The organism is Chitinivorax sp. B, assembly GCF_005503445.1.
Lineage (GTDB): Bacteria > Pseudomonadota > Gammaproteobacteria > Burkholderiales > SCOH01 > Chitinivorax.
Genome location: NZ_SCOH01000009.1, coordinates 85,019 through 103,003 on the forward strand (window position 1 = coordinate 85,019; position 17,985 = coordinate 103,003).

A 17,985-nucleotide genomic window follows, 5' to 3' on the forward strand; every position below is an offset into this window, starting at 1 on the left:
CTAGATCAGTCGCACTTTCACATAGCTACCCGGCGCATCTTCCAATGCAGACACGCCCCCTACCCCCGGCTGGCGTGCTGCAACCAGTTTGCCGTTATAGGGTTTCACCCATTCCGCCCAATCCAGCCACCATGAACCTTCATTCGGCTTGGCCTCAGCCAGCCATTGGTCTGCGGTTTCACAAATCACCTCGTTGGTCATGTAACCATACTTGTTGGCGGTCGGGGGATTGACGATGCCGGCGATATGGCCGGAACCACCCAGCACGAAACGCTTGGGCCCGGCGAGCAGACGGGTCCCAAGGTAGGTGGTTTTCCAAGGTGCAATGTGATCCTCACGGGTAGAGATCCAATAGGCTGGTGTCTTGATCTTGCGCAAGTCGATTGGCACGCCATTCAAGGTGATACCACCAGGTTCACGCAAGCGATTGTAGAGATACATGTTGCGCAGGTAAAAACTGTGCATGGTTGCCGGCATGCGAGTAGAGTCGGAATTCCAGTACAACAGGTCGAAGGCCATCGGCTCGCGACCCAGTAGGTAATTGTTGATGACAAATGACCAGATCAGGTCATTCTCACGCAGCAGATTGAATACTTCCGCCATCTGGTGACCTTCCAGATAGCCTTTTTTGTTCATGTAGGCTTCCAACCGGGCAATCTGTTCTTCATCCACAAACACTTCCAACTCGCCGATGTCGGAAAAATCCATCAACGTGGTCATGAAAGTAGCGGCCTTGATACGGTTATCCTTCTTGGCGGCCATCTGTGCCAGTGTCGCAGCAAGCAAGGTACCGCCAATGCAGTAGGCCATGGCCTTGACCTCCTTCTCGCCAGTGGCCTCATAAATGGCATCCAACGCGGCCAAGGGGCCCGCCTGAAGATAGTCTTCAAAATGCTTGCCGTGCAGGCTTTCATCCGGATTGACCCAACTGATCACGAAAACAGTATGACCCTGGTCAACCGCCCATTTGATCAACGAATTCTTCGGTTTCAGGTCAAGAATATAGAATTTGTTGATCCATGGCGGAATCACCAGCAACGGCCGCTGAAATACCTTATCAGTACTGGGAGCGTACTGGATCAGTTGCATCAGCTCGTTCTGGTAGATGACCTTGCCGGGTGTAGTCGCAATGTTTTCACCCAGATTGAATGCGGCCAGATCGGTCATGCGTGTCGCCAAACGGCCACCTCCCCGCTCCAGATCTTCAAGCAGTTGCTGCAGCCCATTGATCAGATTCTCACCATTGGTTGCAATAGTCTCCTTCAATACCTGAGGATTGGTAGCAGCAAAATTGGTGGGGGACATGGCATCCACGAACTGTCGAACATAAAACGCCACTTTCTTACGGGTATGAGCATCCAGTCCATCGGTCTTGTCCACTGCCCCGAGCGCGTGGTTAGCTAACAGCAGATATGATTGCTTGATGAAATCAAATAGGGCGTGTTGCGCCCACGTTTCGTCTTTGAATCGCTTATCACCTGGGGCCGATTCAGCCACAGGCGGCACGTTGGCCTGCAAGGTCCAGTGTTCGAGCGAACGCTTCCACAGGTTGGCTGCATCCTGCCAAAAAGCCATCTGGATCTCAAATGCACGCTGCGGATTTGCCAATAGTTTTTTCGTCCACTCCTGCATCAATTGGGCAATCATGTTTGGATCCAGCACACTGAACTGCTCGTGATCCTGTTTCGCCATAAAATCGGCCAACATCTTGTGACTCCGGGTCATGATGTCCTGCCATTGCTTGGCCAATTGGGCCGGATCAGGTGCTGTATTGTTTGCCATTCTCATCTCCTCGTGATGCGACCCGCCATCCGTCGTATTGTGCACATTCTCTTCTGGACAAGCATAGCAGCGACACCGATATTTGACTTTGGGCAACGTTGGTTATGCGTCAGTTTGTTAAAACCTGGATCAGCGATCACCATCAATCCCATAAGCAATCAGGCCAAATGCGCTAAAGTGAAACATTTCAGTTTCCGTATAAATGTCCAAGGGTGGGATGATATATAACTTGAAGTGGTACATAACAAGTGGCGCCCCCACCCAGCTTTAGCGCGCCCGTTTGGAGTTGGTGATGTCTGTTACTCAAAATGCGAATAAAAATCGTGTAATTGACCGCATTCAGGATTGCGCAAAATCGGCCTTGTCGCCAGATATGCTCGCAATACTGACCCCATTTATCGCGCATTACTATGCAGATGTCGCCGATGAAGATATTGCAAACCGTGATCCACTTGATTTGTATGGTGCTGCGTGCAGCCATTGGCAATTGGGTCGACAGCGTACACCTGGCGCCGCAATCGTGCGTGTCTATAATCCGGACTTCGAATCCGATGCTTGGCAATCCACGCATACGATTGTCGAGATCGTCAATGACGACATGCCGTTCCTGGTCGATTCGATCAGCCTGGCACTGAATGCACGCGGCCTGACCATTCACTTGATCGTGCATCCGGTGGTTGCCTTAGTCCGTGGCGACGATCATAGCTATATCAACCAGTGCGAACCAGAGGAGATCGGCTGCCGGCACGAATCCTTCATGCACTTCGAAATTGATCGGCAATCCGACCCCACTGCGCTTCATTCGTTGGAAACCACCTTGCGAGCCGTGCTGGCCGACGTACGTGCTGCGGTGGAAGACTGGCCTGCCATGTTACATGCCATCAGTGAGGCGCGTGACGAATTCAAGCACAGCAACCCAACAATACTGCCGTACACGACGGACGAAATTGATGCATTTCTACATTGGCTGGCTACAAACCACTACACCTTCCTGGGCTACCGTCGGTATGACCTGATTGCCCATCACCAGCATCTGGCACTCAAAGTCGTCCCCGAGAGTGGATTGGGTGTATTGCGTGATGCCGCCGACAGCGGCCATTCCAAAAGCTTCGAGGCCCTGACACCAGAGCAACGTCAACAAGCCCTTGATCCCGATCCGTTGATCCTGTGCAAGTCCAATACCCGAGCAACGGTGCACCGCGCCGGCTATCTGGACTATGTCGGCCTGAAGCGGTTTGATCAGGATGGCAATGTGATTGGCGAGCATCGTTTTCTGGGGCTGTACACCTCAGACTTGTACAATAATTCACCCCGACAGGTGCCGATATTGCGCGCCAAAATCGATGCAGTCCTGGCCGATTCTCAATTTCTTGCCGGCAGCCACAAAGCCAAAACTCTGCTGAATGTGCTGGAAACCTATCCGCGGGATGAATTACTCGAACTGTCTGTCGAACAACTGAAAACATTCAGCCAAGGTATTGTCAACTTGCAAGAACGGCAGCGAGTGCGCCTGTTTGTGCGCCGTGATGCCTACGGCCGCTACTTTTCCTGCCTGCTGTATGTGCCACGCGATAACTGGAACACTGAAGTGCGGTTACATATCCAGCAACTATTGTTGGATACGTTTGGTGGCCGCCATGCGGAATTCTGGGTCACCTTATCTGAATCGATGCTGGCGCGCATCGAGTTCATCATTCGCGTCGCCCCCACAGCGCAGATATCGTTCAATGCCGATGCCCTGGAACAACAGGTGGCGCAGTTATGCAGGCGCTGGGAAGACAACCTGGGTACGGCGCTCGTTGAAGTCAGCGGTGAGGAACAAGGTACCAAGCTACTGAAGCATTACTGGTCCGCCTTTCCGGCTGCCTATCGAGAAGATTTCCAGCCACGGCATGCTGCTCAGGATATGCTCAAACTGGAGATGCTGACCGATACCCACACCAGTGAGCTGGCACTGCGTCAGGTCTTGGCGGGCTCACAGCAACGCATCTGCCTGAAATTGTTCCGTAACACCGAGACCAGCTTGTCACGCACGCTGCCAATGTTGGAAAACATGGGTGCGCAAGTGCTCGAAGAACGTCCCTATTTGATTCGACCTACCCATGGCGGGCCATTCTGGATCACCGATTTTGCCATGCAACTGGCTGATCCCGAGTTGTTCGTGATCGAACAGAACCGCAGCAATTTCCTGGAATGCTTCTCGCGGGTATTCAGCGGCGAGGCGGAAGATGATGGCCTGAACCAACTGGTACTGTTGTCAGGGCTGGATTGGCGTGAGGTGGCATTGGTTCGGGCGTACAACAAGTATTTGCGGCAAGCCGGCCTGACCTTCTCACAACATTATGTCGAACAATGTCTGGCCAATCATGCCCACATCGTGTGGCAGCTGGTGGCCCTGTTCAAGGCACGACATGACCCGGTACACAGCGACTCATCGTCCGCGCAGACCTTGTTCGAAGACTTGCACCTTCAGCTCGATCGTGTGGCCAATCTGGCAGACGACCGCATTCTGCGCGGTTTTCTGACAGTTATCCTGGCCACCTTACGTACCAATTATTTCCAACATGATGCCGACGGCCTGCCCAAGCCATATATTTCGTTCAAGCTGAATTCTGGCGCGATTGATTTTCTGCCACAGCCCAAACCGATGGTCGAAGTCTGGGTCTATTCCCCGCGTGTCGAAGGAGTCCATCTTCGCGGTGGTAAAGTAGCACGCGGTGGCCTGCGCTGGTCAGACCGCATGGAGGATTTCCGGACCGAGGTGCTGGGATTGGTCAAGGCACAAATGGTCAAGAATGCAGTCATCGTACCAATCGGTTCCAAGGGCGGCTTCATCTGCAAGCAGTTGACGCCTAGCCAGGATCGTGACGCCATTCAAGCTGAAGGAATAGCCTGCTACCAGACTTTTATCCGAGGCTTGCTTGATCTGACTGACAACCGGATCGGTGGCAAAGTGATACCGCCACCCGATCTGGTCAGGCTGGATACAGACGATCCTTACCTGGTTGTAGCGGCAGACAAAGGCACCGCCACCTTTTCGGACATTGCCAATACCATTGCACTTGAATACAACTTCTGGTTGGGAGATGCCTTTGCGTCTGGCGGCTCAGCCGGGTATGACCACAAGCAGATGGCCATCACTGCGCGCGGCACTTGGGAATCGGTCAAGCGCCACTTCCGGGAAATGGGCATCGATACACAAACAACAGACTTTACCGTGGTGGGGATCGGAGACATGTCGGGTGATGTGTTCGGTAATGGCATGTTGTTGTCCCGACATATCCGCTTGCTTGCCGCATTTGATCACCGCCACATCTTCATCGACCCCACCCCGGACACCGCCACCAGCTATACGGAACGGGAGCGTCTGTTCAAGTTGCCGCGCTCGTCCTGGGCGGACTACAACCCGGCATTGATTTCTGCAGGTGGTGGGGTATACCCACGCAGCCTTAAGGTGATCAAGTTATCGCCCGAAGCACGAGCTGCACTGGCTATCAATGCCGAAACATTGACACCCACCGATCTGATTCAAGCGCTGTTGAAGGCACCTGTGGATCTGCTATACAACGGCGGGGTCGGGACATATGTCAAAGCCAGCAAGCAAAGCCATGCCGAAGCCAACGACCGCTCAAACGATCTGCTGAGGGTCGATGGCCGGGACTTGCGTTGCCGAGTGGTTGCCGAAGGTGGCAATCTGGGCTTCACCCAGCCGGGGCGAATTGAATATGCCTTAGGCGGCGGCCGCATCAACACCGACGCCATCGACAATTCAGCGGGTGTGGATTGCTCGGATCATGAAGTCAACATCAAGATCTTGCTGAATGCCGTCATGACCGATGGGGAGTTGTCGCTGAAGCATCGCAACAAATTGCTGGCAGACATGACCGATGATGTCGCTGCGTTGGTACTGAACGACAACTACCTGCAAACGGAAGTGCTGACATTATCGCAGGCGATCGCCCCGCAAATGATCAACACCCACGCCCGTTTCATTGCATTTCAGGAACGCAGCGGCCGGCTGAGCCGCCGACTGGAATACCTCCCTACAGATGAGGAAATTGCAGATCGCCGCCTAGCACGGCAAGGGCTGACCCGACCAGAGCTGGCCGTGCTGCTGGCCTATGCCAAAATTGATTTATACGATCAATTGCTGGATTCATCGGTACCTGACGAAACCGACTTCAATCAGTTGTTGCTACGCTACTTCCCACCGGCGCTGTGTGAGCGTTACACCGACCAGATGCTGGATCACACCCTGAAACGGGAAATCGTGGCCACCTTTCTGACCAATCAACTGATCAACCGGATGGGTATGACCTTTATCTTCCGCATCAACGAAGAAACCGGTTTTTCGGCACCTGACATTACGCGTGCCTGGTACGCCGCCAGTCAGGTATTTGATGCCCGGCGCTTTTCGCAGATCATCGAAGCATTGGACGGAAAAGTACCAGCCCATATTCAGGCCGAATTACTACATGAACTGCGTAAGCTGGTTGAGCGTGCCACACGATGGATGCTACGTAATTGCCGCTTTGCACATGATTGCAACGAAATCGTTCGGCAATACCACGGTGGAGTACTGGAACTAATTGATGTCCTGCCGCGCATTCTGCAAGGTGAGGACAAAGGCCGTAGCGATGCACTGGAACGCCGATGGCTGGAACATGGCGTACCGGCAGACCTGTCTGCGGTGTTGTCTCGGGCTGAACCATTGCTTTCGTCACTGGATATTTTGGATATCGCACATGCCAATATGGCCGAACCACAAGTCGTGGCATATGTGCATTATGATATTGGTGCCAGCCTGTCACTGGACTGGATGCTGACTGCCATCAATCGATTGCCTCGTGATAATCGCTGGAACACCCTGGCCCGCTCTGCCCTGCGTGATGACCTCTACCGACAGCACCGTTCCTTGACCGCGCTGGTGCTGCAGACAGCCCATACCGGCGACTGGCAAACCGCCGGCGCCACCTGGCGTGCCCACCGGCAGGTTGGTGTAGATGCATGTCGCGAATTGCTGACGGAGCTGCAGGCCCACCCGACGCAGGATCTGGCCATGTTGTCTGCTGCGTTGCGAGAACTGCGCAATCATTTGATTGGTGGATAATTGGCGGCCGCTCACCTAAGCTGAAGCAAATGGCATAAGACCCGTGGCCAAGCCCACAGCCTTTTTGCGTCATGTGGCAAGCAACATGCTTGCCGCCATGACATAAATATCGTCACCTCCGAATCAGTCGTAACTGACAGCCTGTTGTAAATGGATCATACCGTTAGGTGCTGTTGAACCAGTTTCAGAATGCGTGTTATAGCGATTGTTGAAACCAGTTCAAGATCTGTCATGAGCGACCACCAGTGGGGTGACGCACAACGCAAAAGTGGAATATACGGCGATGCATGAGGAGTTCAGCAGCACATGAGCCACAATCGCGGGCGCGCAAATAAAATTCGGTTTAGCCTGCTTTTGCCTTGGGGGCGCGCTGTCTTTTTCACCAACCTGTATCGAGATCCTTCATGAGTATTGCCAAACGTTTGATCCTGTTGATCGCCATCAGCCTGATTGCACTGGTTGTTGTGGGTATAACCGGTGCCAGGTTGGCTCACAAAACTGAAGAAAAACTGAAGTACACGCAGACAAATATTCTCCCTTCCATGGAACTACTAGCCGAAGCAGAGCGAGGTGTATTGCTGATTCGCTCAACCGTGCTGCTTCATCTGTTGACGATTGAGGCCGAGGCCAAGACCAAACACGAACAGACCATCAAGGAATTGCACGACCGTGTATCGGCCAATCTGCAAACCTATGAAACGCTGGCGGATGACCAGGAAGATAAAAAACTACTTGAGGCGGACCGAACCGCACTTGCGGAATATGACGCGGTTCGCGCCAAAGTGTTGGCTTTGTCACGAGACAACAACCTGACTGAAGCACGTGATATGGCACTGAATGTAGCCAGCCCCAAGATTGCTGCGCTGATGAACGCGGTGGCGACTCACCGTGGCTACAACAGTAAATATGCTGCGCAGGAAGAAGCCGAAGCAACAGCCGCCATTGCCCGTGGCCTGACCATCAACTGGGTGCTGATCGTTGTGGCGGTGTTGATTACTGTCATTTCCGGCTGGTTGCTGTATCGCGCGATTGTAGGTTCCTTGCATAACATTCGTGGCGTGGTGACACACATTGAACAATCGCTGGATTTCACCCAGCGCGCCGACATACAGCGTCGCGACGAAGTTGGCGATACCGCTGGGGCGTTCAATCAATTGCTGATCCGCCTGCAGGACAACCTCAAGTCATTGGCACAACGGGCGGTAGAGGTGTCGGCATCCGCCAATCAGTTGTCACAAACAGCCCAACAGGTATCACAGTCATCCAATGCCCAAAGTGAGGCTTCGTCCAATGTTGCATCGACCGTCGAGGAAATGACCGTCAGCATCAATCATGTTGGCGATCGGGCTAACGAGACCAATCAGTTGGCCACTGAAGCTGGCAAGCTGGCTCAATCTGGTCGGAACGTCATTGAACAGACGGTGCGAGACATTCGCGACATCGCCAGCACGGTAAGTCAGGCCGCTACCCGAATTCGTGAACTGGAAGCGCAAAGCCAGCAGATCTCCACCGTGGTCGCGGTCATCAAGGAAGTGGCCGATCAAACCAATCTACTGGCACTGAATGCAGCCATTGAAGCCGCACGAGCCGGCGAACATGGCCGTGGCTTTTCGGTTGTGGCAGACGAGGTGCGACTGCTGGCAGAACGTACCTCCGTTTCCACTCAGGAAATCTCGCGCACCATATCGGCTATGACAGCCAGCGCAGTCGGTGCAGTCAAAGGCATGGAAGATGCAGTCAGCCAAGTCGAACAGGGTGTCGCCCGCGCCGATGATGCGGCCCAGGCCATCGCCCGTATTGGCGAAAGCTCAGACAAAACCGTGACCATGGTCGGCGAAATCACGTCCGCCATTCGCGAACAGGCAACAGCCAGCAATAATATCGCCTCACAAATTGAACGCATTGCGCAAATGGCAGAGCAGGCCAGTGCCGCAGCCCATGAAACTGCCTCAACAGCATCTCAACTGGACGATGTAGCCACGGCAATGCGCGAAATCGTTGCGGCCTATCGAGTATGAACCTGCTTGGCAGAACACTGCACCACGCGTTCCATCCATTTACAGCAACCTTGTTAAGTCAACACCCCATCACGTACCCGATGGGGTGTTTTTCAAGCTTGGTGCGCTTGACCACTGACAACCCAATACACAACAGCCTGCTGGGTACCGTTGGCAGTGTCAGTCAACCAATTGAGCCGCACGCTGCTCGATGGCGGAAATATCCGCCTTCATGGCCCGAGCCAAAGCCTTACCATAATTCGCATCAGCCTTGAAAAAGTAGGACAGCATGATGTCCCGTACTTCCATGTGTTTTACTTGCCCCAGATCCCCTGCCAGATTGGCTATCAGATTTTTTTGCTCAGTCTCAGACAGAGATCGGTAGAACTCTCCCGCTTGGCGAAAATTCAACGGTTTGCCAATGGCTGCCTGTTGAGTTGTCCCTGCCAAGGGCAAACGGCTGGACTTGAACTCAGCTTGATCACGAATATTGATCAGCCGGCTGGGTTCATAGTTGACAGTACCGGTACGTTTGCCACTATTGAGGGCACCATCCTGGTTGTGGCTGTGTACTGCCACACGCGGTTGATTGATTGGCAATTGCAGAGCGTTGGCGCCCACTCGGTGCATTTGCGTGTCTGCGTAGGAAAACACACGCCCCTGTAGCAAACGATCTTCGGACGGCTCAATCCCGGGCACGAGATTGGACGGCGCAAAAGCGCTCTGTTCTGTTTCCTGAAAGACATTGTCTGGGTTGCGGTTGAGCGTCATCGTGCCGACTTTGCGTTCCGCTACACCTGTCCAGACTTTCGTGGCATCCAATGGATCAAAATCGAATCCTGCCAGTTGTTCCGGTTTCAGTACCTGCACATACAGATCCCATTTCGGGAAATCCTGCCGTTTGATCGCATCGATCAAATCACGCGAGGCATGGTTGAAATCCTTGGCTTGAATCGCTTCTGCCTCTTTGCTGGTCAGGTTCTGCTCACCCTGCCGTGACTTCCAGTGAAATTTCACATAAGCATACTGACCTTGGGTATTCACCCATTTATAAGCGTGGACACTGTTGCCATCCATCTGGCGATAGTTTCTTGGAATGCCGTAATCCGAATAGACTCGGGTCACCATGTGGGTGGCTTCCGGCACATGTGAGAAAAAGTCGAAGAAACGGTTCGGGTCTTGCAGGTTGCTATCAGGTGCGGGTTTCAGTGAATGCACCATGTCAGGAAACTTGATCGCATCGCGAATAAAGAACACAGGCAGGTTGTTGCCAACCAAATCCCAGTTGCCTTCGCTGGTATAAAACTTGGTTGCAAAACCACGTGGATCACGCACGGTTTCAGGTGAATGGTTCCCATGGATCACAGTGGAAAAACGCACAAATACTGGAGTTTGTGTACCTTTGACAAATACAGCGGCCCGGGTCAAGGCCGATACGTCCTCAGTTGCTTCAAACACCCCATGGGCACCACTGCCACGTGCATGTACGACGCGTTCTGGTACTCGTTCGCGGTCAAAACGCTGCAATTTCTGGATTAGATGCACATCCTGCAGTAGCACCGGGCCATGCTGGCCCGCAACCTGGGAATTCTGGTTATCACCCACCGGCGCACCATTATCACGCGTCTGTGTCTGCGCCCACACTGGATTGGCAAGACCCAAAGCCAGCACCAGGCCACTGACTGCAGTGTGCCTTGCAAAGCAGGATGCAGTTGAAACTTGAACGTATGTCATTCTTTTTCTCCTTGTTTAAGCAGGGCAGCCCAGTCTAGGAGAATCAAAATTATTCTTAAAATTAATTGATAATATCAGTTACATAGTTTTTTACTATATTAATATCCAAGCATAGATATTTAAAAGACAAATCAATATATTGTGCGCATCAACCTGATGCACCAATCTCATGACTGGCCAGTCAATGGCAAAAAAACTTCGGGGATGAACAGCAGGATTTCACCGGGCGGGTGAGTCAGCGCGGCGATGACCCGTAGGTGAGTCACAAGCATATGAAATAACAGGGGCCGTACCAGGCAGCCCCTGTTCAAAGATCAATCCCACCAGAAGAACCAGGTGGAACCGTTCAAGAGTGAAGCAGCAAGTTGCTCGATAGTTTCGGTACCTTGTTCAACGATATCGATGCAGTAGACATACTGTTCCTTGGCCAGGGTAATGGCTTCATCGCGTGTCGTCGGTGGACGGCTAACTTCAAATTCAACCGTGGAGCTGGTAATTGCGACCACTTTGGCGCCATATTCCTCCTCCCATTTACGGAACAGGCTGGCATGTACTTCTGGGAATGGGCATTCATTCCACCCTCCCATCTTCAGATAGCACGGTACTTGCCAGGATTCCTCTGTAGGGACCAATCCGATATACACTTTTTCCAGCGGCTTGCCGGTCGACAGATCAAGGTGGCTGATCAGCCCCTCGCTCGGCTCCTCATCATCCGGCCATTCACCACGAGGCGCACGATAGTATTCGCTGTCATTCTTCGCCCGCGCCACCAACCAACTTCGCGGATTCAGCTTGGCTGCGTTGTCGATCAGATCCTGCACGCTGTCTTCCACATCCTGCAGATTCTCGCTTAAAGCCAGCACGCTGTCTGAATCTCCCAGTAAAACAGGATAACCCCGATTCTCGCCACGCAGACGATGCAAGGTGGCCAGTGCCTCATTGCCTGGTATGGCCATGACTTCGAAACCAAATTCCCTCATATTTTCTCCGTTTGGAAAACCAGGTAGAACGAATCACACAATGGATGCCTCATACAACCTGGCGGCAGGTTGGTATATCGGCATATTGCCATTGTAGACCGCCATCAATCGACAGCCTAACACGCATCAACCACAAATGTTGGGCCAAACGGAACTTATGGCAGCTAACAGCCGCCGAGCGGAGCCTAGCCATTACTCTACAGGCCACTGCTGGTGCGGCTTCCCACATTTTTACAATAATCGAGCGCTTGGTTACCCAGTCACATTGGATACATCAAAGTCTCCCTCAATTTCCCAATACCCCAAGCGCACGCAAAGCGATCAATCGCTCATTCGATACCCCCAACCAGTCAATCAGTGCAGTATCGGTATCCTGTCCCAATAGAGGCGGAGCTGTACGATATTCGACAGGTGAAACGGATAACCGCAGTGGGCTGGCAACAGTTGGGGCATGGCCTGCAGTTGGATGATACAGATCGACATGTAAGCCACGTTGTACGACCTGTGGATCAGCAAATACCTGATCCAGCGTATTGATCGGCCCACAGGGCACCCCAACCGCTTCCAGTGCCGCGATCCATTCAGCAGTCGTACGCATTACCGTGGTCTGGCGGATCAACGGGACCAACCGTTGTCGGTTGGCAACACGCGCCCGATTGGTGGCAAAACGTTCATCCTGAGCCCACGCCTGGCCAGCAACCTCGCAAAACTTGGCAAACTGGCTGTCGTTACCTACCGCCAGGATCATGTCGCCATCTGCAGTCGGAAAAGCCTGGTAAGGCACAATATTAGGGTGAGCATTGCCCAGCCGCTTTGGGGCGATGCCTGTGGCCAAGTAGTTCATCGCCTGATTGGCCAAGCAGGCCACCTGCACATCCAGCAAAGCCATGTCGATATGCTGCCCTTCGCCAGTCCGATCACGGTGTGCCATGGCGGCCAATACGCCAATCGTGGCATACAAGCCAGTCATGATGTCAGTCAATGCCACCCCCACTTTCTGCGGATCGCCATCCGGCTCCCCCGTCAGGCTCATCAACCCACCCAGACCTTGAATCAGAAAGTCATAGCCAGCTCGCTCGGCATAAGGACCATCTTGGCCAAAGCCAGTGATAGAACAGTAAACGAGCTTTGGATTAACCGCTTTCAAACTGACATAGTCCAACCCATACTGCTTGAGCCCGCCAACCTTGAAGTTTTCCAGTACCACATCGGCCTGCATCGCCAATTCACGGATCAATGCCTGACCTTCCGGTTTAGCCATATCCACCGTGACTGAGCGCTTGTTACGATTGGTAGCCAAGAAATAGGCAGCCTCGCTGGTGGGGTGCCCTGCGGCATCGTTCAGATAGGGTGGCCCCCAACTACGGGTATCATCACCACTGCCCGGGCGCTCAATCTTGATCACATCCGCCCCCAGATCACCCAGTATCTGGCTGGCCCATGGCCCAGCCAGCACCCGCGACAGATCCAGCACCTTCAGGTGCGACAACGCCCCCATCTTAGAAGAACGCCTGAATGCCCGTCTGGGCTCGGCCCAGAATCAGGGCATGCACGTCATGGGTACCTTCATAGGTGTTGACCGCCTCCAGATTCATCACATGACGGATCACCCCATATTCATCGGAGATACCGTTGCCCCCGTGCATGTCACGGCTGATGCGGGCAATCTCCAATGCTTTACCGCAGTTGTTGCGTTTGATCAGCGAAATCATTTCCGGCGCAGCACGGCCTTCATCCATCAAGCGGCCTACGCGCAACGCACCTTGCAAACCCAAGGTAATATCTGTCTGCATATTGGCCAGCTTCAACTGAATCAGCTGATTGGCTGCCAGCGGCCGACCGAACTGTTTGCGATCAAGCGTATATTGACGGGCCGCATGCCAGCAGAATTCCGCCGCACCCATGGCCCCCCAGGCGATTCCATAGCGAGCCTTGTTAAGACAACCAAATGGACCTTTCAGCCCTTTCACGTTAGGCAACAATTGCTCATCCGGTACAAACACCTGATCCATCACGATTTCACCGGTGATAGAGGCGCGTAAACTGAACTTACCTTCAATCTTGGGTGCAGATAACCCCTTCATGCCTTTTTCAAGGATGAAACCACAGATCTCACCTTCGTCATCCTTGCCCCATACCACAAAGACATCGGCAATCGGCGAATTGGTAATCCACATTTTATTGCCCGTCAGTTGCCAACCACCAGTTACCTTGCGAGCCCGTGTCAGCATGCCACCAGGATCTGAGCCATGATCAGGTTCAGTCAAGCCAAAGCACCCAACCAATTCACCTTTGGCCAGCCTGGGCAGATATTTTTCCTTTTGTGCGTCCGATCCGTAAGCATGGATCGGATACATTACCAACGAGGATTGCACGCTCATTGCCGAACGATAACCACTATCCACGCGCTCCACCTCGCGTGCAATCAAACCGTAGGCCACATGATTGACGCCCGCACATCCATAGCCCTGGATCGTGGCACCCAACATACCCAGTTCGCCCAGTTCATTCATGATCTCGCGATCGAAATGCTCATGGCGATTGGCCTCACGTACACGTGGCAGCAACTTTTCCTGGCAATAGGCCTGAGCGGCGTCTCGCACCATCCGTTCTTCTTCCGTCAACTGATCATTCAGTAACAGTGCATCATCCCAAGTAAAGCTCGGTTTGGTCGCCATCTTCATTACTCCGGTCATTTACATTCAGGCTGCCCGACAGCCACACTATCGGCGCCGCAAATTGGTGTCATTCGTAACCCACATTGAAACCACTGAAACAGGTACTTTTATGCTGCCTACGGGCAACTTGGACAAGTTGACTTGAGTACACACCGCAAATTTGTTCCGCAATGCAAAACAGTGAATGCACGAATATGCTAGCAAAATAGCTTACAAAGGCCTTATCCTCAATACGAACTGATTTTTGTCCGAATGACTGTTCCGATATGCAGAACATTGAAGAATTTGAAGACACCGCACACCCCGATCATGAGATCGATGATCGGCAATTTGTTACCGCCCTGGCCAGAGGATTGGATGTCTTACGCTGCTTTACTGTGGGGGATCGTGTGCTGTCGAATGGCGATATTGCCCGACGTACGCAGCTGCCCAAATCCACTGTATCACGGCTGACTTATACTCTGACCAAGCTTGGCTACCTTCAACAGCTACCTGATTTGGCTGGATATCGAGTAGGCCCGTCTGTATTAGCCTTAGGCTATGCCGCCACTGGCAGTATGCGGGTACGCGAACTAGCCCGACCACTCATGCAGGATCTGGCGGATTATTCCAATGCATTGGTCTCGCTGGCGGCACGGGACCGATTGGATATGATCTATTTGGAAAACTGTCGCAGCCGATCATCAGTCACATTACGGCTGGATACCGGTATGCGGATGCCCATCGCCACTACCTCAATCGGCCGAGCCTTCCTGGCGGGCTTGCCACAAGCAGAGCGGCAGTTTTTGTTGCAGCACCTGGAACGCCGCGCTGGCCAACGATGGGCAGAACAACAAATCGGCATTCGCGCTGCCATGGAGGACTATGCACGACGTGGCTTTTGCTTATCGATAGGAGAATGGAAGCGGGATGTGAATTCAGTTGCGGTACCGCTGATCATTCCGGAGCTTTCTGACGTTGTAGTTTTCAGTTGTGGCGGGCCATCATTTTCAATCAAGCCTCGACAATTGACGGAAGATCTGGGCCCCAGGTTGGTGTACCTTGTCCAGCATGTTGCAGGACTGCTGGCGGAACCGTGATATTCATACAGAATTACCTTGGTAAACCATCGCAATCACTCCCACCTCGTTTCTATCTGGTAACAGGTCGTATCCAAAAAAACGCCGCATCAACTATGCGGCGTTTTTTGGAGTAACAAGTCGATTAAGCCGTCGCACCACTCTTCAACGCATCAAGCATGCTGCTGACGGCACGATCTACCAGTGCCGATTCTTCCACAATCACAGCACTGCCAGAACGAAGCTTGGCAGCCAAACCTTCCAGCGAAATCGACATCGCATTCAAACCTTGCCGGTTAGTGAACAGATACATGTTCTTCATCGGACTGACCCATGCCAGTTTAGCCCGCATCGCCGTGTCCTCATGGCGGAACTCGATCCATGCCCCACGTTTCAGGTTAGCCGCCATCGCATCATACGGATCGGCATCCTGAATTGCCGGCTTTGGCGGCACCAACTCCTGAATCGCGGCCACATCATCACTCATCCGCCGTGCATTGGCTGACGCAATCAGATCCAGTTCAAAGTTGCTGGCACCTACGGGTGCAGCATTGAAATGCTCCACTGGCATCAACTCTTTGGCCTCCGCTACCGGAGCAGTCACACTGGCCAATAACGGGGCCGGGGCAAAAATCGGCTCGGCTGGCGCAGCTTGGGGCACCTCTACCTGTTTACCCGGCATACCGGACTTGATCGCACCGGCATGACATTGAACGAGAGCTGCAAAGAACTTCTCGCGGGACTCTTTCGGCGTCTGATTGATCTCCAACGCAGCTTCCAGCTTCTTCAGCATCGGTGGCAGCAGGCTGACCAAGCGCATCCGCTCCTCGGGTGAACGCTTTGGTTGAACACTCCAGATCAGATCATCCATGGTTTGCAATGCATTGCGCCAGTTATCGCTGTCTACACCGTCTTTGACGTAGACGGACAACATCAGATTGTTCCAGTGCAGTGACAGGAATTGCGCAATGACATCGGGCATGTCACCAACGGCGATACGCCGTTTGACTTCGTCTTCCACCGACACCCGAGCCAACTGCAGCCATTCACGATCATAAATGACCTTGGCAGAGTTTTCAGCACGTTCGTGCGCCAGCTGTTCCTCTTCCGCCAGAAAAGCTTCCAACTCTTGACGGGCTGATTCGAAGATATCGAAGTTTTCTTCAAACTCTGACAGGATGCGATGGATGATTTCTTCGATCTTGCAGTAAAGGCGATCTCCCTCACCTTCTGTCTCATTCCACCCCAAAGCAGCCATTGCCAGCGTATCAAGCAACTGACGCGCAGGATGGGTCTTTTTGGAGAAGAACTTCTTATCCAACATGGCGACCTTCAGCACCGGAATCTGTAAGCGCCCGATCAGCGCTTTCATCTTGTCCGGAATTTGTCGATCGTCAAATATGTAGTCAAACAGCATTGCGACGATGTCGATAGTCATTGCATCGACTTGTGTCGCCCCCTGCCCCATGACCGATCGCTTCACATCGCGAAGGATATTGCCACTTGCGGCCAGGCTTGGGTCAAAATTGGCTCCATCGACAACAATGGCTTCAAAATTACCATGTTGCATGGTACTCAATGCATCCAGCACATTGGCATTCAGCTCAGGAAAACCACCATTTCCTGCCGGGGCAAAATTGCTCTGCGCCAATCCTCCCAACATACTGGCCATACCAGCATCGGTATTACGCGATAGCAGTTGTTGCAAGGTGGCAAACAGCTCTTGATCACCAGCCTGTACAGCCTGTTGGCTATCAACGGTCGGTACCTGATTCTCAGGCTGCCCAGCAGGACGTTGCGGACGTGGTGCAGGCGCACCAGACGCACGACGGCGCAACATGTCCGGGGTAATGACTGGAATCACATTGCGATGGACCAAGTGGCTGTTGAGGTCCTTGTAAACCCCTTGAATATCGTCGGATACCAGCTGGTCGAACTGCTTGAGGATGATCAGTTTGACGTTGACGTTGGATTCCAGCTGATTACATGCATCCTTGAATGCTTCGCAAATCGCCTTGGGACCAAGCGGGTTGTCATCATCTGACAGATCAGTTTGATGCATCAGCTCGGCAACCCGATAATCCAGCGCCATCAATTCGTCTGTGCAATTGTTCTTGAGCCGCTTGGCAATATCAGACACCGCCAACGTGGCTTCAAAGTCATCTGTATCGACAAGGCTCAGCTCCATGGTGGATAGATCCAGCTTCTTGGGCGGAACATCGCCTGCAGTCAAACGTTTGTTGAAACCTTGCAGGAAATTACGACGGAATTCCGCTTCGACTGCGGAACGATGGGCGAGCGCCTTGCCACGGGCTTCCATATAGACATTGCGCACATCATGATTGAGGGCTTTCTCAGCTAACTCAAACAGGGACTCCTCAATGCGATCAAGCATTTTGGATAGCGACTTGCTGAGTAGCTCAGCCGCCATATCCCGACATTCATTCAGCAACGAAACTGTATCCGAGCCCACTCTACGAGCCTTGTCGTACTCGCTTAACGAGACAATGTTGTTTGGCGCTGTGTTGTTCATGGCTGCACACCCGTCGTTCGCACGGCCACAATTAACCGTACCTAAAACCGCCTGATTCGCTGGCAACGCTGTTTTGCCTAGGGGTTAACGGGTGCTGGAAGCTGGTGTCGGGT

At 53.0% G+C, this 17,985-nt stretch carries 9 protein-coding genes; 3 read left to right on the forward strand and 6 right to left on the reverse strand.

All coding sequences use genetic code 11. The features are described from left to right. On the reverse strand, positions 1–1,782 hold the full coding sequence (gene phaC / locus FFS57_RS07830) for a class I poly(R)-hydroxyalkanoic acid synthase (protein ID WP_249383938.1): 1,782 nt from the start codon (positions 1,780–1,782) through the stop codon (positions 1–3). A gap of 292 nt (positions 1,783–2,074) precedes the next feature. On the opposite strand from phaC, the gene FFS57_RS07835 reads away from it, so the two are divergent. Both FFS57_RS07835 and FFS57_RS07840 read left to right on the forward strand, forming a co-directional pair. Then, positions 2,075–6,892: an NAD-glutamate dehydrogenase gene (locus tag FFS57_RS07835; RefSeq protein WP_137937219.1), complete on the forward strand. Its 4,818-nt coding sequence runs from the start codon at positions 2,075–2,077 to the stop codon at positions 6,890–6,892. Positions 6,893–7,296: 404 nt separating this feature from the next. Then, a complete protein-coding gene (locus FFS57_RS07840) occupies positions 7,297–8,910 on the forward strand; it encodes a methyl-accepting chemotaxis protein (RefSeq protein ID WP_137937220.1) in 1,614 nt (537 codons plus the stop codon). Between the two features lie 159 nt (positions 8,911–9,069). Here FFS57_RS07840 and FFS57_RS07845 read toward each other — a convergent pair whose 3' ends face one another. From FFS57_RS07845 to FFS57_RS07860, 4 genes are all read right to left on the reverse strand, one after another. Continuing rightward, on the reverse strand, positions 9,070–10,623 hold the full coding sequence (locus tag FFS57_RS07845; RefSeq protein WP_137937221.1) for a catalase: 1,554 nt from the start codon (positions 10,621–10,623) through the stop codon (positions 9,070–9,072). 314 nt (positions 10,624–10,937) lie between these two features. Beyond that, the gene (locus tag FFS57_RS07850; protein ID WP_137937222.1) at positions 10,938–11,603 is read right to left on the reverse strand and encodes a DUF4253 domain-containing protein; all 666 of its coding nucleotides are present in this window, start codon (positions 11,601–11,603) and stop codon (positions 10,938–10,940) included. 286 nt (positions 11,604–11,889) lie between these two features. Beyond that, positions 11,890–13,101, reverse strand: coding sequence for a CaiB/BaiF CoA transferase family protein (locus FFS57_RS07855; protein WP_137937223.1), 1,212 nt, complete (start codon positions 13,099–13,101; stop codon positions 11,890–11,892). A gap of 1 nt (position 13,102) precedes the next feature. Then, on the reverse strand, positions 13,103–14,281 hold the full coding sequence (locus FFS57_RS07860) for an acyl-CoA dehydrogenase (RefSeq protein ID WP_502705903.1): 1,179 nt from the start codon (positions 14,279–14,281) through the stop codon (positions 13,103–13,105). A gap of 266 nt (positions 14,282–14,547) precedes the next feature. Here FFS57_RS07860 and FFS57_RS07865 point away from each other — a divergent pair, with 266 nt between their 5' ends. Next, positions 14,548–15,360: an IclR family transcriptional regulator gene (locus tag FFS57_RS07865; protein ID WP_137937224.1), complete on the forward strand. Its 813-nt coding sequence runs from the start codon at positions 14,548–14,550 to the stop codon at positions 15,358–15,360. A 124-nt stretch (positions 15,361–15,484) separates the two neighbouring features. Here FFS57_RS07865 and FFS57_RS07870 read toward each other — a convergent pair whose 3' ends face one another. After that, positions 15,485–17,872 carry a DUF1631 domain-containing protein gene (locus FFS57_RS07870; protein WP_137937225.1) on the reverse strand — a complete coding sequence of 796 codons (2,388 nt, stop codon included), beginning with the start codon at positions 17,870–17,872 and terminating at the stop codon, positions 15,485–15,487. Between the last annotated feature and the right edge of the window lie 113 nt (positions 17,873–17,985).

Bases quoted from the DNA above. Each gene is read 5' to 3' on its own strand.
- FFS57_RS07860 (WP_502705903.1), bottom strand. From the start codon at position 14,281: ATGGCGACCAAACCGAGCTTTACTTGGGATGATGCACTGTTACTGAAT.
- FFS57_RS07865 (WP_137937224.1), top strand. From the start codon at position 14,548: ATGCAGAACATTGAAGAATTTGAAGACACCGCACACCCCGATCATGAG.
- FFS57_RS07845 (WP_137937221.1), bottom strand. From the start codon at position 10,623: ATGACATACGTTCAAGTTTCAACTGCATCCTGCTTTGCAAGGCACACT.
- FFS57_RS07870 (WP_137937225.1), bottom strand. From the start codon at position 17,872: ATGAACAACACAGCGCCAAACAACATTGTCTCGTTAAGCGAGTACGAC.
- FFS57_RS07850 (WP_137937222.1), bottom strand. From the start codon at position 11,603: ATGAGGGAATTTGGTTTCGAAGTCATGGCCATACCAGGCAATGAGGCA.
- FFS57_RS07855 (WP_137937223.1), bottom strand. From the start codon at position 13,101: ATGGGGGCGTTGTCGCACCTGAAGGTGCTGGATCTGTCGCGGGTGCTG.
- phaC (WP_249383938.1), bottom strand. From the start codon at position 1,782: ATGGCAAACAATACAGCACCTGATCCGGCCCAATTGGCCAAGCAATGG.
- FFS57_RS07840 (WP_137937220.1), top strand. From the start codon at position 7,297: ATGAGTATTGCCAAACGTTTGATCCTGTTGATCGCCATCAGCCTGATT.
- FFS57_RS07835 (WP_137937219.1), top strand. From the start codon at position 2,075: ATGTCTGTTACTCAAAATGCGAATAAAAATCGTGTAATTGACCGCATT.